16 protein-coding genes and 1 pseudogene are annotated in these 17,776 nt (G+C 33.5%); 4 read left to right on the top strand and 13 right to left on the bottom strand.

Annotation, left to right across the window (positions count from 1 at the left end; genetic code table 11):
* Positions 1–6: 6 nt before the first annotated feature.
* From ACY191_RS04610 to ACY191_RS04595, 4 genes are all read right to left on the bottom strand, one after another.
* Entirely contained in the window at positions 7–1,482 is a 1,476-nt protein-coding gene (locus ACY191_RS04610) for a catalase (protein ID WP_229366594.1), read from the bottom strand.
* 436 nt (positions 1,483–1,918) lie between these two features.
* A complete protein-coding gene (locus ACY191_RS04605; RefSeq protein ID WP_253955181.1) occupies positions 1,919–2,254 on the bottom strand; it encodes a GNAT family N-acetyltransferase in 336 nt (111 codons plus the stop codon).
* Positions 2,255–2,371: 117 nt separating this feature from the next.
* On the bottom strand, positions 2,372–3,403 hold the full coding sequence (locus tag ACY191_RS04600) for an NAD(P)/FAD-dependent oxidoreductase (RefSeq protein ID WP_107589266.1): 1,032 nt from the start codon (positions 3,401–3,403) through the stop codon (positions 2,372–2,374).
* Between the two features lie 196 nt (positions 3,404–3,599).
* On the bottom strand, positions 3,600–4,013 hold the full coding sequence (locus ACY191_RS04595) for a DUF2871 domain-containing protein (protein WP_107512738.1): 414 nt from the start codon (positions 4,011–4,013) through the stop codon (positions 3,600–3,602).
* A 326-nt stretch (positions 4,014–4,339) separates the two neighbouring features.
* Between ACY191_RS04595 and ACY191_RS04590 the strand changes: the two are divergent.
* Positions 4,340–4,832, top strand: a pseudogene (locus tag ACY191_RS04590) (transposase); the annotation flags it as partial.
* Between the two features lie 73 nt (positions 4,833–4,905).
* Here the strand turns inward: ACY191_RS04590 and rpiB are convergent.
* The 4 genes from rpiB to ACY191_RS04570 are packed head-to-tail and all read right to left on the bottom strand — an operon-like array spanning position 4,906 to position 8,150.
* Positions 4,906–5,352, bottom strand: a complete 447-nt coding sequence (gene rpiB / locus ACY191_RS04585; RefSeq protein WP_042739303.1) for a ribose 5-phosphate isomerase B — start codon at positions 5,350–5,352, stop codon at positions 4,906–4,908.
* A 25-nt stretch (positions 5,353–5,377) separates the two neighbouring features.
* A complete protein-coding gene (dhaL, locus tag ACY191_RS04580) occupies positions 5,378–6,013 on the bottom strand; it encodes a dihydroxyacetone kinase subunit DhaL (RefSeq protein WP_042739302.1) in 636 nt (211 codons plus the stop codon).
* A gap of 13 nt (positions 6,014–6,026) precedes the next feature.
* The gene (locus ACY191_RS04575) at positions 6,027–7,025 is read right to left on the bottom strand and encodes a dihydroxyacetone kinase subunit DhaK (protein ID WP_042739301.1); all 999 of its coding nucleotides are present in this window, start codon (positions 7,023–7,025) and stop codon (positions 6,027–6,029) included.
* 42 nt (positions 7,026–7,067) lie between these two features.
* Positions 7,068–8,150, bottom strand: coding sequence for an MDR/zinc-dependent alcohol dehydrogenase-like family protein (locus tag ACY191_RS04570; RefSeq protein WP_229366592.1), 1,083 nt, complete (start codon positions 8,148–8,150; stop codon positions 7,068–7,070).
* Between the two features lie 176 nt (positions 8,151–8,326).
* Here ACY191_RS04570 and ACY191_RS04565 point away from each other — a divergent pair, with 176 nt between their 5' ends.
* Positions 8,327–9,094: a DeoR/GlpR family DNA-binding transcription regulator gene (locus ACY191_RS04565; RefSeq protein ID WP_229366591.1), complete on the top strand. Its 768-nt coding sequence runs from the start codon at positions 8,327–8,329 to the stop codon at positions 9,092–9,094.
* 92 nt (positions 9,095–9,186) lie between these two features.
* On the opposite strand, the gene ACY191_RS04560 is transcribed toward ACY191_RS04565, so the two are convergent.
* From ACY191_RS04560 to ACY191_RS04540, 5 genes are all read right to left on the bottom strand, one after another.
* Entirely contained in the window at positions 9,187–10,674 is a 1,488-nt protein-coding gene (locus tag ACY191_RS04560; protein WP_229366590.1) for a Na+/H+ antiporter NhaC family protein, read from the bottom strand.
* A gap of 165 nt (positions 10,675–10,839) precedes the next feature.
* The gene (locus ACY191_RS04555) at positions 10,840–12,168 is read right to left on the bottom strand and encodes an LLM class flavin-dependent oxidoreductase (protein WP_229366589.1); all 1,329 of its coding nucleotides are present in this window, start codon (positions 12,166–12,168) and stop codon (positions 10,840–10,842) included.
* On the bottom strand, positions 12,165–13,181 hold the full coding sequence (locus tag ACY191_RS04550; RefSeq protein ID WP_229366588.1) for an MsnO8 family LLM class oxidoreductase: 1,017 nt from the start codon (positions 13,179–13,181) through the stop codon (positions 12,165–12,167). The genes ACY191_RS04555 and ACY191_RS04550 overlap by 4 nt, the downstream gene beginning before the upstream one ends.
* A gap of 182 nt (positions 13,182–13,363) precedes the next feature.
* Complete coding sequence (locus ACY191_RS04545; RefSeq protein ID WP_107512729.1) at positions 13,364–14,143, bottom strand: SDR family NAD(P)-dependent oxidoreductase; 780 nt, start codon at positions 14,141–14,143, stop codon at positions 13,364–13,366.
* Between the two features lie 504 nt (positions 14,144–14,647).
* Complete coding sequence (locus tag ACY191_RS04540; protein ID WP_229366587.1) at positions 14,648–15,934, bottom strand: YhgE/Pip domain-containing protein; 1,287 nt, start codon at positions 15,932–15,934, stop codon at positions 14,648–14,650.
* A 151-nt stretch (positions 15,935–16,085) separates the two neighbouring features.
* Between ACY191_RS04540 and ACY191_RS04535 the strand changes: the two genes are divergently transcribed.
* Both ACY191_RS04535 and ACY191_RS04530 read left to right on the top strand, forming a co-directional pair.
* Entirely contained in the window at positions 16,086–16,697 is a 612-nt protein-coding gene (locus ACY191_RS04535; RefSeq protein WP_107512727.1) for a TetR/AcrR family transcriptional regulator, read from the top strand.
* A gap of 76 nt (positions 16,698–16,773) precedes the next feature.
* A complete protein-coding gene (locus tag ACY191_RS04530) occupies positions 16,774–17,712 on the top strand; it encodes a magnesium transporter CorA family protein (RefSeq protein ID WP_042739292.1) in 939 nt (312 codons plus the stop codon).
* Positions 17,713–17,776: the final 64 nt, after the last annotated feature.

Genomic DNA, 17,776 nt, shown 5'->3' with positions numbered 1-17,776 from the left:
CTATTTTTATAAGGTCAAATCTACATCTGAAATATCAATATCCATAGCTCGTGCAACGCCTTCACCATAAGCAGGATCTGCATGATAACAATGTTTAATATGTCTATGCTTAATTGTTTCACTTACTGGTGCCATTTCATTTGCAGTATTATTAAATAATGTAGTTTGTTCCTCTTCACTTAATAGTCTAAATAATTTTCCAGGTTGTTCAAAATAATTATCATCGTCTTCTCTATGATTATATTCATAAGCTTCACCTTGTACAGCTAGTCCAGGTTTCTTAAACTGTGGTTGATCTTCTAATGCATCCTTACTATTTGGATAATAATGAGTCTTACTACCTTGATTGTCATCTAATATGCGCATTTGACCATCTCTACTAAATGGACAAAGGTTCTCAACACCAACACCTTTTGCTTGGTTCACTGGAATTTGCCAGTGATTAACACCTAATCTATAACGTTGCGTGTCACCATATGAAAATAGTCTACCTTGTAGCATTTTATCTGGTGAAAAATCAATACCAGGCACTATATTTGTTGGCGCAAAAGCAGCTTGTTCAACATCTTGGAAATAGTTTTCAGGATTTCTATTTAATTCAAACTCACCCACTTCTATTAGTGGATATTCATCTTTATACCAAACTTTCGTTAAGTCAAATGGGTTATCTTTATGATTTTTAGCTTGTTCTTCCGTCATGACTTGAATGTACATTTTCCATTTTGGATAGTTACCATTCTCAATATTATTAAATAAGTCACGTTGTGATGAATCTCTATCTTTGGCAATCACTTGTTCCGCTTCTTCTGCAGTGAAATTTTCAATACCTTGTTGACAACGATGATGGAATTTAACCCACACGCGTTCACCTTGTGCATTGTACATAGAATATGTATGTGAACCAAATCCATGCATATTTCTATAACCTTTAGGTATGCCTCTATCTGTCATCAAAATAGTAACTTGATGCAATGCCTCCGGTAATAGTGTCCAAAAATCCCAATTCGCTTCTGGATCTTTCATGTTCGTTTTTGGATTTCGTTTAACGACATGATTTAAACTAGGAAATAACTTTGGATCTCTAAAGAAGAACACTGGTGTATTATTTCCAACTAAATCCCAGTTTCCTTCATCTGTATAGAACTTTAATGCAAAACCACGAATATCACGCTCGGCGTCCCCTGCACCTCTTTCTCCAGCTACCGTTGAAAATCTTGCAAACATTTCCGTTTGCTTACCTACTGCTGAAAAGATACTTGCAGATGTATATTGAGTAATATCATTCGTTACTGTAAATGTTCCAAAAGCACCTGACCCTTTGGCATGCATACGTCTTTCAGGAATAACCTCTCTATCAAAATGGGCCATTTGTTCTAAAAAGTAAATATCTTGCATTACTAATGGACCACGCGGACCAGCTGTCATACTATTTTCTCTATCAGATACAGGCGCTCCAAAGAGTCCCGTTAATTTATTATTCATATTTATACCTCCAACTGTTTATACAAGCCTTATATTCGATATTAAATATCTCTTTGTAATAATTACTAATTTATAATTATTATAAACTATTATACATGAGTTGAGATATAAATCTATAACTATTCGATAATTATTGATAATTTATACTTATAATTGATAATTTCTTTTTATCATCATTTTCATTTCTGATCAATTATTGTCAATATTTAACCATACAAAAAACGCACAACCACGCCTATCACCCTTACAGTGATTACTAAGTTGTACGTTTATTAAACCTTAATATAATAATTTTAAATTCGAATCATTCTACTTTGGGATTCAAATAATTGTCACATTTTGTAATTAATAATCAGAAACCCTTATATTTAATCTAAGTTGTTACCTGTGAAATACAATATAGCTAATAACTATTTAAATAACCTGTAGTTATGTTTTAATACTTAATATACATACCACCAGAGCGAGGTTCAGTCGTTATAAATCCAAATTTTTCATATAATTTATCTGCTGGATAATCTGCAATCAAGCTCACATAAGAACCTTGTTCAGCTATCGATTCGATATAAGACATTATTTCTTCCATTATAGTTCTACCATGACCTTGTCCTTGATAAGCTTGTGCTACAGCGACATCGATGATTTGAAATGCTGTCCCACCATCACCAATAACTCTACCCATACCAATTAACTGCTCATTATCATATAATGTAACATTGAAAAGTGCATTAGGTAATCCTTTCTCTGCTGCCTCTAGAGATTTGCCACTCATTCCTGCTGCTAATCTTAAATCACAATACGCTTTAACTTGTGGATGTTCATATCTAACTTCTATCACTTATTATCACCCTTCTATATTTATATCGTCTATATTAAATATAATAAACGATTATAAATATTTTTTCATAACTACTTGGTTTGCAGATTTAAACACTTCATTATGACTTGAAACAAAGCCTTCAGGTTTAGCTTCCGGTTCTATATAGACTTTAGCTAAATTTGCTGCATTTGCAGCATCACTAAATGCGCTTGCAATAAGGTGTGCTTTAGCATCATGATAAATAATGTCGCCACAAGCAAATAATCCATCTATACTTGTAGATGTATTTCCAAAGCCCTTTATTCTATATTCATTAAACATATCAACTTGTGCAGATGATTGTTTAAGCAATGTATTCTCTACATCAAATCCATGACTAATAATCACTTCATCAAATGACTCTTCTATTTTCTCTTTTGTTTCAATATCTTCAAGCACTACTTTGTTTATTCTAGTTTGGGTTTCATCACCAATCAGTTGATGAATATGTGTGTTAGGCATTTTTCGCACATTGAGTTCTGCTAAAACCTTTTTCATTGCTTCATAGCCTTTAATATCTGCTTTACGATAAATAAGCGTTACACTTTTAGCATAACCACTTAAATCATTCGCCCAATCTAAAGCGGAATTACCTGCTCCTGAAATCAAAATATTCTTATCTTTAAAACGTTTCAATGATTGCACTACATAGTGAAGATTAGTTAATTTATAACGCTCAGCATCTTTAATGTCTAGTTGCTTAGGATTTATAATGCCTCCACCAATCGCAACAATAACTGATTTCCCGTCAAATATATTGCCTTTATCGGTTTCAACTTCAAAATGTTGTTCAGAGACCTTTCTGATATCTATGACACGCTCTTCTAGATTAACTTTCGGATCAAAATATAAACCTTGCTTGATCGTATCTTGTATTACTTCATAACATGGTTTAGGTGCTAAGCCACCAATATCCCAAATGATTTTTTCAGGATAAACATGCATCTTACCACCTAATTTGTCTTGAATATCAATAATTCTTACGTCCATACCTCTTAACCCTGAGTAAAAACTCGCAAATAGCCCTGCAGGTCCTCCACCAATTATTATCACGTCATCCATTAAAAATTCCTCCCAATTTCTACTCCACTAATAATGTTATTATCCTATAATTGATAATGATTATCAATATCTAACTATTAGTAATTCTAAATTTTTATAATATTACTCGAATTGTAAAAAATTTTAAAAAACCTAGTCTCTATTAAAAAATCTAGAAACTAGGCTAATATTTGATGATACGTAAATAAATTTGAAATTAATCGCGTGGATCCTTTACAATTGCATTCCTTAATAAGAAAAATAATAATATAAACCCTGCGGTTAATGTCGTATGGCCTATACCTGTATATCCGGCAAATGTCTCTGGAACCTTCAGTCCAATAACTTGGTATGTACCTTTCATAAACATCATTCCTATTGTCGCTAATACACCTAAATTGTATATAACGAAAAACCAATTAAATAAATAATAACTACTTAATTTAAATACTTTTTCGATAGGTAATAATACGAGATGCATAAACATTCCCAAGATTAAGGTATGCGTATGTACTACCACCAACTGTGTATCTCCTGTGAAATGATGTGCTACCGTTAGTTCCCTGTAATAGAACCCACTAAGTAAGCCTAAAATAGTATAAATTAAAAATGCATACAAAATTCTGCGCATCTTTACGCCTCCTTAAATACATTATAGGATAAGTTGTATTAAAATAAAGTGACAATTAAACAAACTTATCAAACAGTCCTACCGTTATGTTTCATATCTTTAAAACAATATAAGGCTATATTCAATTTCATTGTACATTGTCTTAGCGTACTTGAGAATAATCCTATGTATAACAACTTCTAACATTTTATAAAAGTTAACCATATTATGTACTATCGCGAGAAAATAAGTCATCATATGTATAAATATTACAACATGTCTCAATTAACTCTACCAATGGAAACTGAAATACTTATACTTGAAAATGATATCGGACAAATTGGTAAAATGATGAATTTAAATATCCTAATTGTAAGAAATTTGAATTTAATAGATACGCTTATCGTAATGATAGATATGGTTTTAAAAGAGATTTCAAATTATATGAATGTGATATTATTCAGGGTGTCCACTACGTAACCAATGTATGAAACATCATTCGAAATCTAATAAAACAATTTTAAGGAATTATAATTGGGAATATTTCAAATCTAAAGTATATCAACAGCTTTCAGCACCAGAAACACAAACATCTACAGTCATCGAAAAATTAATGTAGAACCTGTTTTTGGATTCTTGAAGGCTATTTTTGGGTTCACTCGCATGTCACTACGCGGAGTAACAAATGCAAAACGTAAACATGGATTAGCATTAATGGCTTTCAATATACGAAAAATAACAGAACTAAGTGCTAATCAATTTGATAATAATAGAAAAATCGATAATTTTTACATTTTCACAGTAAAAAATTATCGATTTTATTTTAGTCTAAAAGAGTAATATTTTAGATTCATAAACATTTCAATAAAGATTTAATTATGTCTAGTAGGAACCTTGTTTCATTTTATTTCGATTACGTATTTTCATGTGCCTCAATCTCATCAATCTTATCGACTTTACGCTGAGAACCACCTTCCCAACTTACATTCAAATACGCCTCGACATTTTTCTTTGCAACTTCAATACCAATAATTTGTGCACCCATTGTTAGAATTTGTGCATTATTGCTTAACTGTGCACGTTCAGCAGAATAGTAATCATGTGCCAAAGCTGCACGTATACCATTTAATTTATTAGCAGTAATTGCAACACCAATACCAGTACCACAAATTAAAATACCTCGTTCATTATTACCTTGTTGAATACTCTTACCCACTTCTAATGCCACATCTGGATAATCCGTTTCGGCACAATGATGACAACCAAAATCTTCAACTTCATGGCCTAATTGTTCTACGTGTGATTTTACCGCTTCCTTTAAATCATATCCATTATGGTCTGCTCCAATTGCTATTTTCATTGTTTATTCCTCCTTGTATCAATTTTCAGGCAACAAATGGCTTAAACGTTTCTAGCATAAGATAAGCAGACATTGCTCCTGGATCAATATGTCCTTGCGAACGATAACCTAAACGCTTTGATCTACCTTTATTGGAAATAATATCTTTGGTACTTTCCATACCTTGCTTGGCAGCTATCAATCCTTTATCAAATCCAACTTCAAATGACTCACCCTTACTTTTGGATTGTTCTAACGAGTCAAAAAATGGTTCTAATGTATCAATCATCGTCTTGTCTCCGATTTCAGCCTTCCCTCTGGCCTTAATCCCTTTGCTAAACGCAATCCAAAAATCATATAATGCAGCATCATCTAAATTGTCTTTGTTTTTTACTGCTACTGCCCCCTTTAAATATCCAGAAGCATAGAGTGGACCAACTGATGAACCAACTGCATCTAAGAACGTCTTGCCTACTGCAACACTAATTTTGGCTATATCATTTTGACTTTGCAGTTCATTATTAATTTCTTGTTTGACTGCTTGATATCCAATATTCATAGTGACACCATGATCACCATCACCGATTTTTCTATCGAGTTCACATAGTGTATCTTTCTCATTCTCAAATAGTTCAGTAAGCTTTATAATATATTGCTTAAATGCCTGACCGGAAACTGTCATGAATTCTACCCCCTTACACTTCTTTAAAATTTGGACAATCAACAGGATGTGAAATACAGCGTTTTAACGTTTCATCAACTTTCATTAATGTAACTGAAAAGCCACCCATCTCCATCGATGTAATAAAATTACCTATATAAGTTTTATATGTTTTAATATTTCGTTCATTTAAAATTGCAGCCACCTCTTTATTGATAATATATAATTCCATCTGAGATGTAGCACCTAAACCATTGACCAATACAACAACTTCGTCATTTTGTTGGTATAGTCCTTCTTTTAAGATATTTTGCATAATCACTTGTACAGTTTCCTGTGCCGTTCTTATTGTTGTTTTTTCAATACCAGGTTCTCCATGATGACCTAATCCAATTTCCATTTCATTCTCTTCTAAATCGAAACTAGGTTTGCCCGTTTGTGGCAAATAACATGGACTTAACCCGATACCCATAGACCTTGTATTATCATTTGCTAACTGTGCAATACGTTTCACTTCATCTAAATCATAGCCGAAATCAGCCGCAGCACCCGCAGCTTTATACACCAATAATTCTCCAGCAATTCCTCTACGATCATCGATATCTTTAGACGATGCTACATCATCATTTCCAATCACAACTGCAGTCTCAATATCATCTTCAATTTCAGTCATTTCACTTGCCATTTCAAAGTTCATCAAATCGCCAGCATAATTACCATAAATATATAAAACACCATGACCATCATCTATCTCTTTTGTCACTGCTTGAATTGGTATCGGTGAAGGTGATGCAAATATGTTTCCTACAGCTACACCATCTGCCATTCCTGCACCAACATACCCTAAGAATCCTGGTTCGTGACCTGAACCTCCACCAATCAATATACTTACTTGACGATCGGGGTTACGTTTTTTACCAATAAGTGCACGTTGATGTAACTCAGTACGACGAATATAGTCTGGATATGCAATAACATAACCATCCACTAATTCGTCAATTACATCATCTGGATTATTAATCATCTTTTTCATATGCTTACGCTCCTTTTTACTTGGGGTAATGATTATTTATATTTAAGGTACAAGAACTACTTTTAAGGATTGGTCACCTTTTTTCATTAATTCAAATCCTTCTTCAAATGATGCTAATGGCAATTGATGCGTCACTACACCCTCAGTTGGAAAATCACCTTTTTGAATACCATCAATAACAAGCGGATAACAATATGGACCCAAATGACTGCCCATTAAATCTAATTCTTTACGATCAGAAATAATACTCCAATCAACTGTTACTGGTTCACCGAATACTGAAAATTCTACAAAACGTCCTAACTTTCTAATAGCACTTAACCCTTGTTCAACTGATTTAGGATGGCCAGTTGCTTCAATATAAGTATCGCAACCATATCCCTCTGTCATGTCTTTTATTTCTTTAACCACATCGACTTCTGCTGGATTCATAACGATATCAGCACCGAATTGTTTGGCTAACTCTAAACGATCTTCTTTCATATCTAATACAACTAATGTTTCTGCGCCTGCCTTTTTAGCAGCACCAACCATACCAAGACCAAGCGTGCCAGCTCCAGATAAGACAACGAAATCTCCAAGTTTGATGTTAGCGCGTTGAACCGCGTGTAAGCTACATGCATAAGGTTCAATGAGTATTGCCTTTTCAATTGGTAAATCTTCAGGGACTTTATAGTTAATGGCTTCTTTAGTAAATTTCATATATTCAGCCATGCCACCGTTAACATTATTTTGGAAACCATATAAGTCATGCTTTTCACACATCCAATATTCTCCACGATTACAGAATCTACATTCCCAACAAGGTACAATTTGTTCTGAAATAACACGATCACCTATTTCAAAATCAGTAACCTCATCACCTTTAGCAACAATACGTGCGATAAATTCATGCCCCGGTATCATTGGCGCCTTAATATATGACGGTTGTGTTTCATCTCCCCAAAAACTAGGCGCACCCCCATATGCTTTAATATCTCCTGCACAAATACCACAAGCTTCAACTTTAACTACAATTTCTTTTGCATTTTCAATAACGGGTGTATCCACTGTTTCATATTTATAATCTCCAGGTGCATATGCTACAATTGCTTTCATTTTGTCTGGGTAATTTTTATTAGCCATAATTAACAACTCCCTATAATTTTTAGAAAACGCTTTCATTTACAATTGCTATTTTAATATATATTTTCGTTTTATACAAATATTTTTTCGTTTATTTTCGTTTTGAGTTGTTTCTATTGGATTCAATAAAATATGTGTTAAAATATATTATGATTCTAAAGAGGATGTGAGCGAGTTTGAAAATGTACGCAGATGAAAGACGAGAGCATATATATAGCTATATTAAGTCACATAAACGCGCTACCGTAAGACAACTTTCTGATTATTTAAGCGTGACCGAAGCGACCGTTCGAAGTGATTTAAGAAGATTAGAAAGTGAAAATAAATTAACACGTACCCATGGTGGTGCAAAGGTAACCGAAAATATTTCATCAAAATTAAACTTTTCTTATCGATTAACCCAAAAGCATACTGAAAAGTACAAAATAAGTAAACATGCACTTAAAAAAATCAAGCCACAACAATGTATTATGATTGATGCGAGTTCTACCACTTATGAATTAGCAAAATTATTAGCAGATACAACAATGGAGCTTACCATCATTACCAATGGTTTAGAAAATGCAGTGCTATTAAAGGAGAATCCGCATCTAACAGTTCTTGTAGTAGGTGGTTTTGTCTCTGAAGACTCAAATGCAATCACAGGCAACATAGATTCACAGATACTAGAAATGTATCACATTGATTATTTCTTTTTATCTGCAAATGGCCTAACATTACAAAATGGATTAACTGATTTTTCATTACCAGAAGTGCAGTTAAAGAAACAAATGGTACAAGAAAGTGAAAATGTTATTGCACTTATCGATAGCAGCAAATTTGATATTTCTTCAACATTATCATTTGCTAAAGCAACGGAAATAAATGAAGTGATTACAGATCAATTACCTGATCATAAATGGACTCAAGATATGCCATTCACATTAACGATTGCAGATAACTAAAAAAGGAACAATGACATTAACAAAGTGACTACTCCCATTGAATGAGAACACTTGTTAATCATTGTTCCTTTTAATTTTTATTTATAAGCTGGCTAACTTCCGCCACTCCAACCTACTAATGTAAAGAAATAAAGTAATGCTGCCCCTACAATAATCCATATGACAAATAGTGGCACCATAAACTTCAACCATGAAGCAAAGTTACCTTTTGCAATTGCAATAGCTCCTACAGTGGCACCCAATGTAGGTGTGACAAGGTTGCCTAATCCCCCTCCAAATGACAGTGCGGTTAATAACATTTGATTATTTACACCTAACGTATGTGTGACGGGTTGTAAAATAGGAATCATAACACTCATTAAACCTGATCCTGATGGCACTAAAAAGTTAAACACGGTTGCCACTAAGAATACAAGTACTGAAACGATGCCAGGAGAAGAGCCATCGAGTTGTGTCGTCAAAGCATGAACAATAGTACTTAGAATTTGACCTTTTTCTAATATGACACTGATTGTATTAGCCATTATAATAGCGAAGGCTACTACCAACATAGGCTTGGCACCTTCTATAAATCCATCAACCATTTGACTTGGTGACTTTCCCTTTATTAAGTAAGCAATCACAAAACTCACTCCAAATACTGTAATAAAGACACCATTACCATAGTGCTCGGACCATTTTAACAAACCGTTACCTAACGCTAAGATAATAGGCGTCAAAATAATCAATGCTACTACTAGATAATCTCTAACACCTGCAGTAACTTGTTGTTTAATATGTTGTTCTGTATTGTCATGTTGTTGAAACTGCCATTCAGTTGTAGTCATCAAACTGTTATCAGCATTTTTGATGACACGTTTTGCATACCAAATAACATAGACTAAGGTTACAGCTAAAAACACCACATACATTATAGTTCTACCACCATATCCTGAATAAAGCGGAACATGTGGATATACGATTTGACCTATTTTGGCCATACCAGATGGTGATACTGAAAATGCCATATATAAGGGTAAAAATGTTATTGCTAATGCGGTAATCGGATCAAGTTTCAAACGATTAACCAATATAACACCCAATGTTACAAAGACAATCATTTGGTCACCACCGACAAAAAAGCCAATAAATGCCATTAAAGAAAATAGTCCAATCACCAAAGGCAATGGTCCCGCATGTTCAAAGCGCTGTATAAAATAATTTGTCACTGTCTTGACGGAATCTAATTGCAAAATGCCTCCCATTGCTCCACCAATAAATAATAATAAGGTCACCGTTTGTGCAGACTGTATACCTCCATTTAATATAAGGGTAACTGCATAAAAAGGGTTAATCCCATGCTGATGAATCGCGTGATAAGTACCTTGAATGATTGTTCCATCAGCATGTTTATCAAACGTTCCAGCAGGAATGACATATGTCAAAAAACAAGCAAACATCATCATCAAGAACATCATAAATAATACGTGTGGTAATTGTATGTTTTTCTTAATCTTTGTCTTTACTTCAGTATTCGAATCTATATCACGTCGATCATGTCGTGTTAATGATTCATATGATGCTGCATTATATTTAGACATATATTTCAACACTCCTTCAATAACATTTTATAACAATTCCTTTGTCCATTAATAAAGCATTTCTAAACTATGTTCTAGTTATACGCACTAAAATACACCGTGCTATTCATCTTTAGTGCTACTTATCGTTATATCAATCTCAGTTTTATAACTGAGATTATAAATTTAATGGCCTATCGTTTGCTTTGAATATTTATTTTCTTTATAAGGCACACCAATATTTTCTCGTAAAGTCTTGCCTTTATAACCTTGGTGGTAATATCCTTGTCGTTCTAACCGTGGCAAGATTTCATTGATAAAATCATCATATATCGGACCGTAAATGTGCGGACCAAAAATGAAACCATCGGCAGCACCACCTTCAAACCACTCTATAAGTAGGCGTGTTACTTCATCATATGTGCCTGTAAATGGTGAGCGTTTTGCTGTTTCTTCTAATGCAACTTCTCTTAGTGTCAGATTATTGGCTTTTGCTCTGGCAGCAATAGCCTCTGTTGTTGCACGAAAACTATTCTGCCCCACATCACCTAATTCTGGGAAAGGTGCATCTAAGTCATATTGGGTAAAGTCATGATGGTCATAATATCTACCTAGATAATCTAAGGCATCTTCGATTGTGGCTAATTGTTTAATTTCAGAAAATCGTTGCTCTACCTCTTCGTGAGTCTTACCGATAACTGGGGATAATATTGGGTAAATTTTAACTGTTTCTTTGTCTCTACCGAATGCTTCTGCTTGTTGTTTGATTGCATCATAATTGTATTTCGCTTGTGTAAAGGATTCACCTAATGTAAACACTGCATCAGCATATTTTGCAGCATATGCTTGACCTTTTGGCGAGGCACCTGCTTGAAATATTACAGGCTGACCTTGTTCAGAACGACCAGCATTTAGCGGCCCTTTAACTTGAAAGTACTTTCCTTTATAGTCAAGTGTATGCATCTTACGCTTATCTAAATATTCATGATGCTCTGCATCAAATTTAAATGCATCATCTTCATACGAATCCCATAATCCTTGTACGACTTGTATATGTTCTTCAGCAATGTCGTAACGGACATCATGTTCAGGATGCTCACCTTTAGAGTAATTTGATGCGCTTCCTTCCAATGGAGAGGTCACGATGTTCCAGCCAGCACGTCCATGACTAATACGATCGATAGTTGCCAATTGTCTTGCCACTGTATAAGGCTCACTATAAGAAGTCGAAATGGTACCTACCAAACCAATACGTGAGGTAATCGGTGCTAAAGCAGCTAGCAAAGTTAATGGTTCATGGCGATCTAAAAAATGTGGTATAGATTTTTCATGTATATATAAACCGTCTGCCACAAATAAAAAGCTAAATCCCGCGTCTTCTGCTTTACGGGCAATTTTTAATTGAAAATCAAAATTAGTACTAGCATCACTAGGTACTTCTGGTGATTTCCATGCATGCATATGACTGCCAGGTCCATTCAACATAATTCCAAAATCAATACTTTGTCGTGTCATATTATCCCTTCTTTCTCTAATTGTTCACTATTAACAGGCGCAAGTTGTATTACTGTTTGCTTTCTTAATTGAGCATCATGAACCGGCATATGTAACATGAACTCATCGATATCACCATCAACATTCAGCTTTGCAATTGCATCCTTAATTTTATGGGCTTCCCCAGTAAAGACATCAATACGTTTTTCTTCAATTTCAAATTTCTCAGTGGATTGTTGGCGAAATAGTTCAACCTGTGATTGATTATTAACCGTTATCTTTCGACCATCTTCAAAATGTAATGCATAGTTCGTACGACCCGCTTCAACTTTTTCTAGTTGTTCTAAATTCTCTGCTACAACTGCTGCAACGGCTACAATCATTCTACCTTCAGGATAAATAGCTTTATAGCTTTGGACAGCTTCCTTTAAAGCTTTATCATTCGAATTAATAAAGTAAGCATAAATAAATCCTACACGTTCTTTAGCCGCTAATTCTGCTGAGTTTATACTTGTACCAAGTAAAAACACCTCTGGTTTAGTTACTTCTTCATTTCTTATAGCAGTTGTGAGCTGTGCAAATTCTGAATCTTGTGGGAAACTTTGCTGATTAAATTGATTTAAAAGATGAAATTTTTCTTCGAAAGAGGATGCATTCTCATTTAAGTCTGCTTGCAAAGCCTTTGTTGCAAGTGGAAATCCACCAGGCGCTTTACCTATACCTAAATCAACACGTCCTGGCGCAAGATTACTAATAAAATGAAATTGTTCAATCACTTTAAATGGGCTGTAATGTTGTAACATGACACCACCTGAGCCAACACGAATTGTTGTTGTTTGATTCAAAATGTGTGTCACAAGTATTTCTGGACTCGTACCAGCAACTTCCGGCATATTGTGATGTTCTGCTACGAAATACCGTTTATATTTTAATTGGTCTGCTAGTTGCGCTAATTTAACGCTACGTTCTATAGCTGCTCTAACTGTCTGACCATCGTCTAAAGGACTTTGATCCAAAATGCTAATATCAGTCACTTGATGACCTCCTTACAAGAATATTCTGAAAATGATTTAACCATATATTATGCCTCTCTCAACAGTTTGTCAACTATTCTTATCGTTTTAGTCAGAATTAATTTTTAAAAATAAACTAGGAACATAATGTTGTCTTGTCTTTAACGTTCCTAGCTCTATTTTAATGATTACTAACATTTTATTTATAAAGCAGTATAGCCTCCATCAATCGTTAGTACACTGCCAGTCACAAATGATGACGCATCTGATGCTAAGTATACAGCTGCACCTTGCAATTCTTCTGGCACACCTGGTCTACCTAATGGTGTGAACTTCATCCATGTATCAATCATATCTCCACCTTGGGCAAAGTAATCTTTAGTTAATTCCGTTTTCATATACCCTGGTGCTATTGTATTAACGCGTATGCCATGTTGAGCCCATTCACTTGCTAGACTTTTAGTAAACATAATAACAGCCCCTTTTGAAGTGTTATATGCCGCTTGTGGTTGTGGTGTATTTACAATAATACCTGACATTGAGGATGTATTGATTATCGATCCTTTTTGTTGTTTGATCATCACTTTTCCTACTGCTTGTGATACTAACACCATACTATTAATATTAACATCCATATTTTTCACCCAACGCTCATAGGGCATATCTTCGAATTTAACATGCTCATTAATTCCAGCATTATTAAATAAGATATCAATATGTCCAAAGTGATTTACAACATCCTGGACCATCTTATCAACATCTTCTACATTTGTGACATCGACTTTACAGGCCATTGCTTCATTACCTGTATTATTTTCAAATTCTGCAGCAGTTTGTTGCGCTAATTCGTAATTAATATCTGCAATTACAACATTTGCCCCTGCTTCTGCTATACCTTGTCCCATTGCCTTACCTAATCCTGTAGCTCCACCAGTAATAATGGCAACACGATCTTTCAATTCAAACTGATTCCAAATACTCATCGTGACCCCTCCATTTTAAGTTGATTCAGTCACAGTTTAAATTATGTCTTATGGCTATACAATGAAAACGCTTTTCAAATAATATCAACAATACTTACCTTTATCAAAGCCTAAATTATGCTTAATGTCATTTCTAACTTCACATATGGTTAAGATTCTCTTCTTAAAAGTTAATTGCATCTTAATATTTAAGTCTCCATTTATTTCATCACCATTTTTATTACTTTTACAAAAAAGGTGATTTTCTATTCCAATAGCAATTGTCCTTTGGAGTGCTTAATAGCTGTTATTTTCCATAAGCACTTTGATGTAATTTCATAGTACTTTAAGCACTATTTTGGCGAGACTCCTGAGGGAACAGGACGAGCTGAAGACTACAGGCTGAAGCTGGCCCCTAGGAAAGCGAGCTAACAATATAAAATACTATATAAAAAAGCACTCAGATAAATCTGAGCGCTTCTTTTTTGGGAGTATATGTCCTAGATTTTTTAAATGATTAATATTTTACGAAGGAACTTCAGTTCGTTTGTCACTATGCTTTCTAATCATTGTTGCAGTTAATATTGAGACAATACCAAATATCATAAAGCCGATAAACATCCACATTGTTGAATTCATTTCCAATGACTGGTTCATATATAACAATTCTCTTAAATAATTAGCATAATGTGTAAATGGATTCCAACTTACAATATAATCTTGATAGAACTGTGGTAAGAATTGTTTCGGCAATGTCACTAATTGCATACTAAAGAACATTAATAAGAAGAAAATTGGTATTGCTTTCATTCCTAACCATGACATCGTTCCTAAGATCAATCCTATAAATGCAATAATAGCAATTGAAACATATATAGCAATTTTATTTATATCATCAAAGTTAAAGTTTTGCACTTCAGACATGAAATAAATATAACCGAAACCACCTATAAATGCAGTAACTACTGCTACAGTCATTTGAGCAAGCGATGCAATCAAACGTTGACTTAATTTGATATTATTACTTGTTCTAAAAGCATAGAATAACAATACAGAGCTGACTAATGCACTCATCCATACTGGCATAAACATCAAGAACGGACCATTACCATTCGCTTGATGAGATTTAACTTTATTTATTGTTTCTTTATCGATTGATACTGGATTCATTACATCTTTAATATCTTTAGCAGATACTTTAACATCTTGTTTATTTAAAATTTCTAAACTTTGTTGTGAAATCTGACTATTAACATTTTCTCCAACTTTACTTAATACGTTATTCGCAATTTGTACAGCTTGCATACTAGCTCCACCGTTAACGATTGTTTTGATATTAGCTTGTTTTACATCAGTTGTTGATCCTGATTTATTAGCCATTTGCTTTTTCATTTGTTGTAATTGTGCAGGTGGTATTTCACCACTAGCTGCTTTCTCTTTTATTTCTGCTTGTTTACTGTCACTTACTAATTTTTGGGTTTTAGATAATGCATTTTTTGAAAAGTCTTGTTCAATTACTGCCACACCAAAATATTTTTGCTCTTTCAAACCTTTACGCGCTTCTTTTTCACTGTCAACGCTTACCCATTTAATCTTATCTGAATCACTATCTGTTAATTTATCTTCCAAATTTTTACCCACATTCACTTTTTGACCTTGCATATTATTACCTTTATCATGATTTACAATTGCTATAGGTAAAGATTTAGGTGACGGATTATATGCAGGATAAAAAGCTGTCGCTAGTATGATCAATAATACAATGATTGCAATCGGTGCAATCCATAATAGTTTATTTTTAAATATATTCATTTGTTTTACCTCCTTAAATATACAATGTGTTGTTTAATTAATACTTTGTTTATTATAATGACCTTAACTAGAGAAACAATATGCAATATACATCGCATTGTCTATTTCTCAACAATGTGTTTAAAATTGTCTATTTACTTGGAGGTTTTTTATGGAAAATGATAGACGCGTTAGAAAAACAAAAGCAGCTATAAAGTCTGCATTTATTCAATTACTCACCGAAAAGGAATTAGAGAAAATTACTATCCAAGACATCACACAACGTGCAGATATTAATAGAGGTACCTTTTATTTACATTATGAAGATAAGTATTTACTGCTTTCGAGTTTAGAAGATGAATACACGTTCGATTTAACGAATGAAGTAAAACTTGATCAGTATATCAACAACAATTTACCACCTGAAGTTTTCGCTAAGGTGTTTACCGAACAAATTTTACTCAAAGTAGTCAATTATATTTATAACCATATCGAATTTTATAAAGCAATATTCAACCTCGATAGAAAAAGCCAACTCGAAGAAAAAATAGCAAATATCATGTATGGCAATATGCAAAAATTTTCTTCTATAGATAATAAAATTGCTGACGTTCCAATAGATTACTTTTTTAGCTACACATCAGGTGCAATGTTTGCATTTATAAAGCACTGGGTTAAAGATGATAACCGCATGCCACCTACTGAATTAGTCAATCACCTTTTCAAAATCATATTTAATGGCCCTTTAAGACTGATGGCTAAAGAGCAGAAAATTGTAGAATAACAATATTTAACTTGTATTCTATTTATTTGTCCGATAATATTAAAAAGTATTTTATTAGAAAGGATATACTAGGATTATGATTACAGCATATAAACACGCAGAAACTAGAGAGATAATCGAAACTTCATTAGACCATAATGCATCTTGGATCAATGTTGTCGATCCTTCAAGGGATGAAATAGAAAATTTAATGCAATTATATAATATACCTGAAGATTTTTTACGAGATCCTTTAGATTTAGAAGAGAGCGCTCGTGTAGAATATGATGATGAATCTAGATATTCACTAATCATTATCGATATCCCAATAGTCAATGACACAAACTTAAAAGTATTGTCATTTATTACCATTCCATTGGGTATCATTATTGGTAATAAGAAGATAATGACTGTATGCAATGTCGAAAATGAATTCCTTGAAAACTTCAAACGACATAACATAAATCTTAACTTTCATAGTCGCTTTGCACTTAATATATTATTAACCATTGCCAATCACTATAACAGAAATTTAAGACTATTAAATAAAACACGTTTACGTATCGAACGTGAACTTAAAAACAATGTAACAAATAAACAACTTTATAATTTAATGGAAGTTGAGAAAAGTTTAGTCTATTTCTTAGCAGCATTAAAAGGAAATGATGGCATTATTAAAAAGCTTTTCCGTCTACCTGCAATTAAGCGTTTTGATGAAGATGAAGAGTTAATAGAAGATTTAGTAATTGAAAATAATCAAGCCATTGAAACTACAGAATTATACACAGACATCTTAGAAAGTATTACCACATCATATGCATCACTACTTTCTAATGAAATGAACAACACGATGAAGACACTTACGTTATTTACAGTCTTTTTAACTTTGCCTACGCTCGTCTTTAGTTTCTTTGGTATGAATGTGCCCTTACCTCTCAATGAACATAGTTATGTCTCATGGCTTATCATTATTGGTATTTCTCTTATATTTGTATCTTGTGTTGGTGCCTTCTTATGGAGAAAGCAAAAGCTATAACGTGTCGACAATGATTAACGTTACAGTTTAATTGTTACATTACGCTAATTTTTAATAACAATAA

It is taken from the genome of Staphylococcus sp. TCBT05, assembly GCF_055179755.1.
This window is presented reverse-complemented; position numbering and strand designations above follow the sequence as displayed.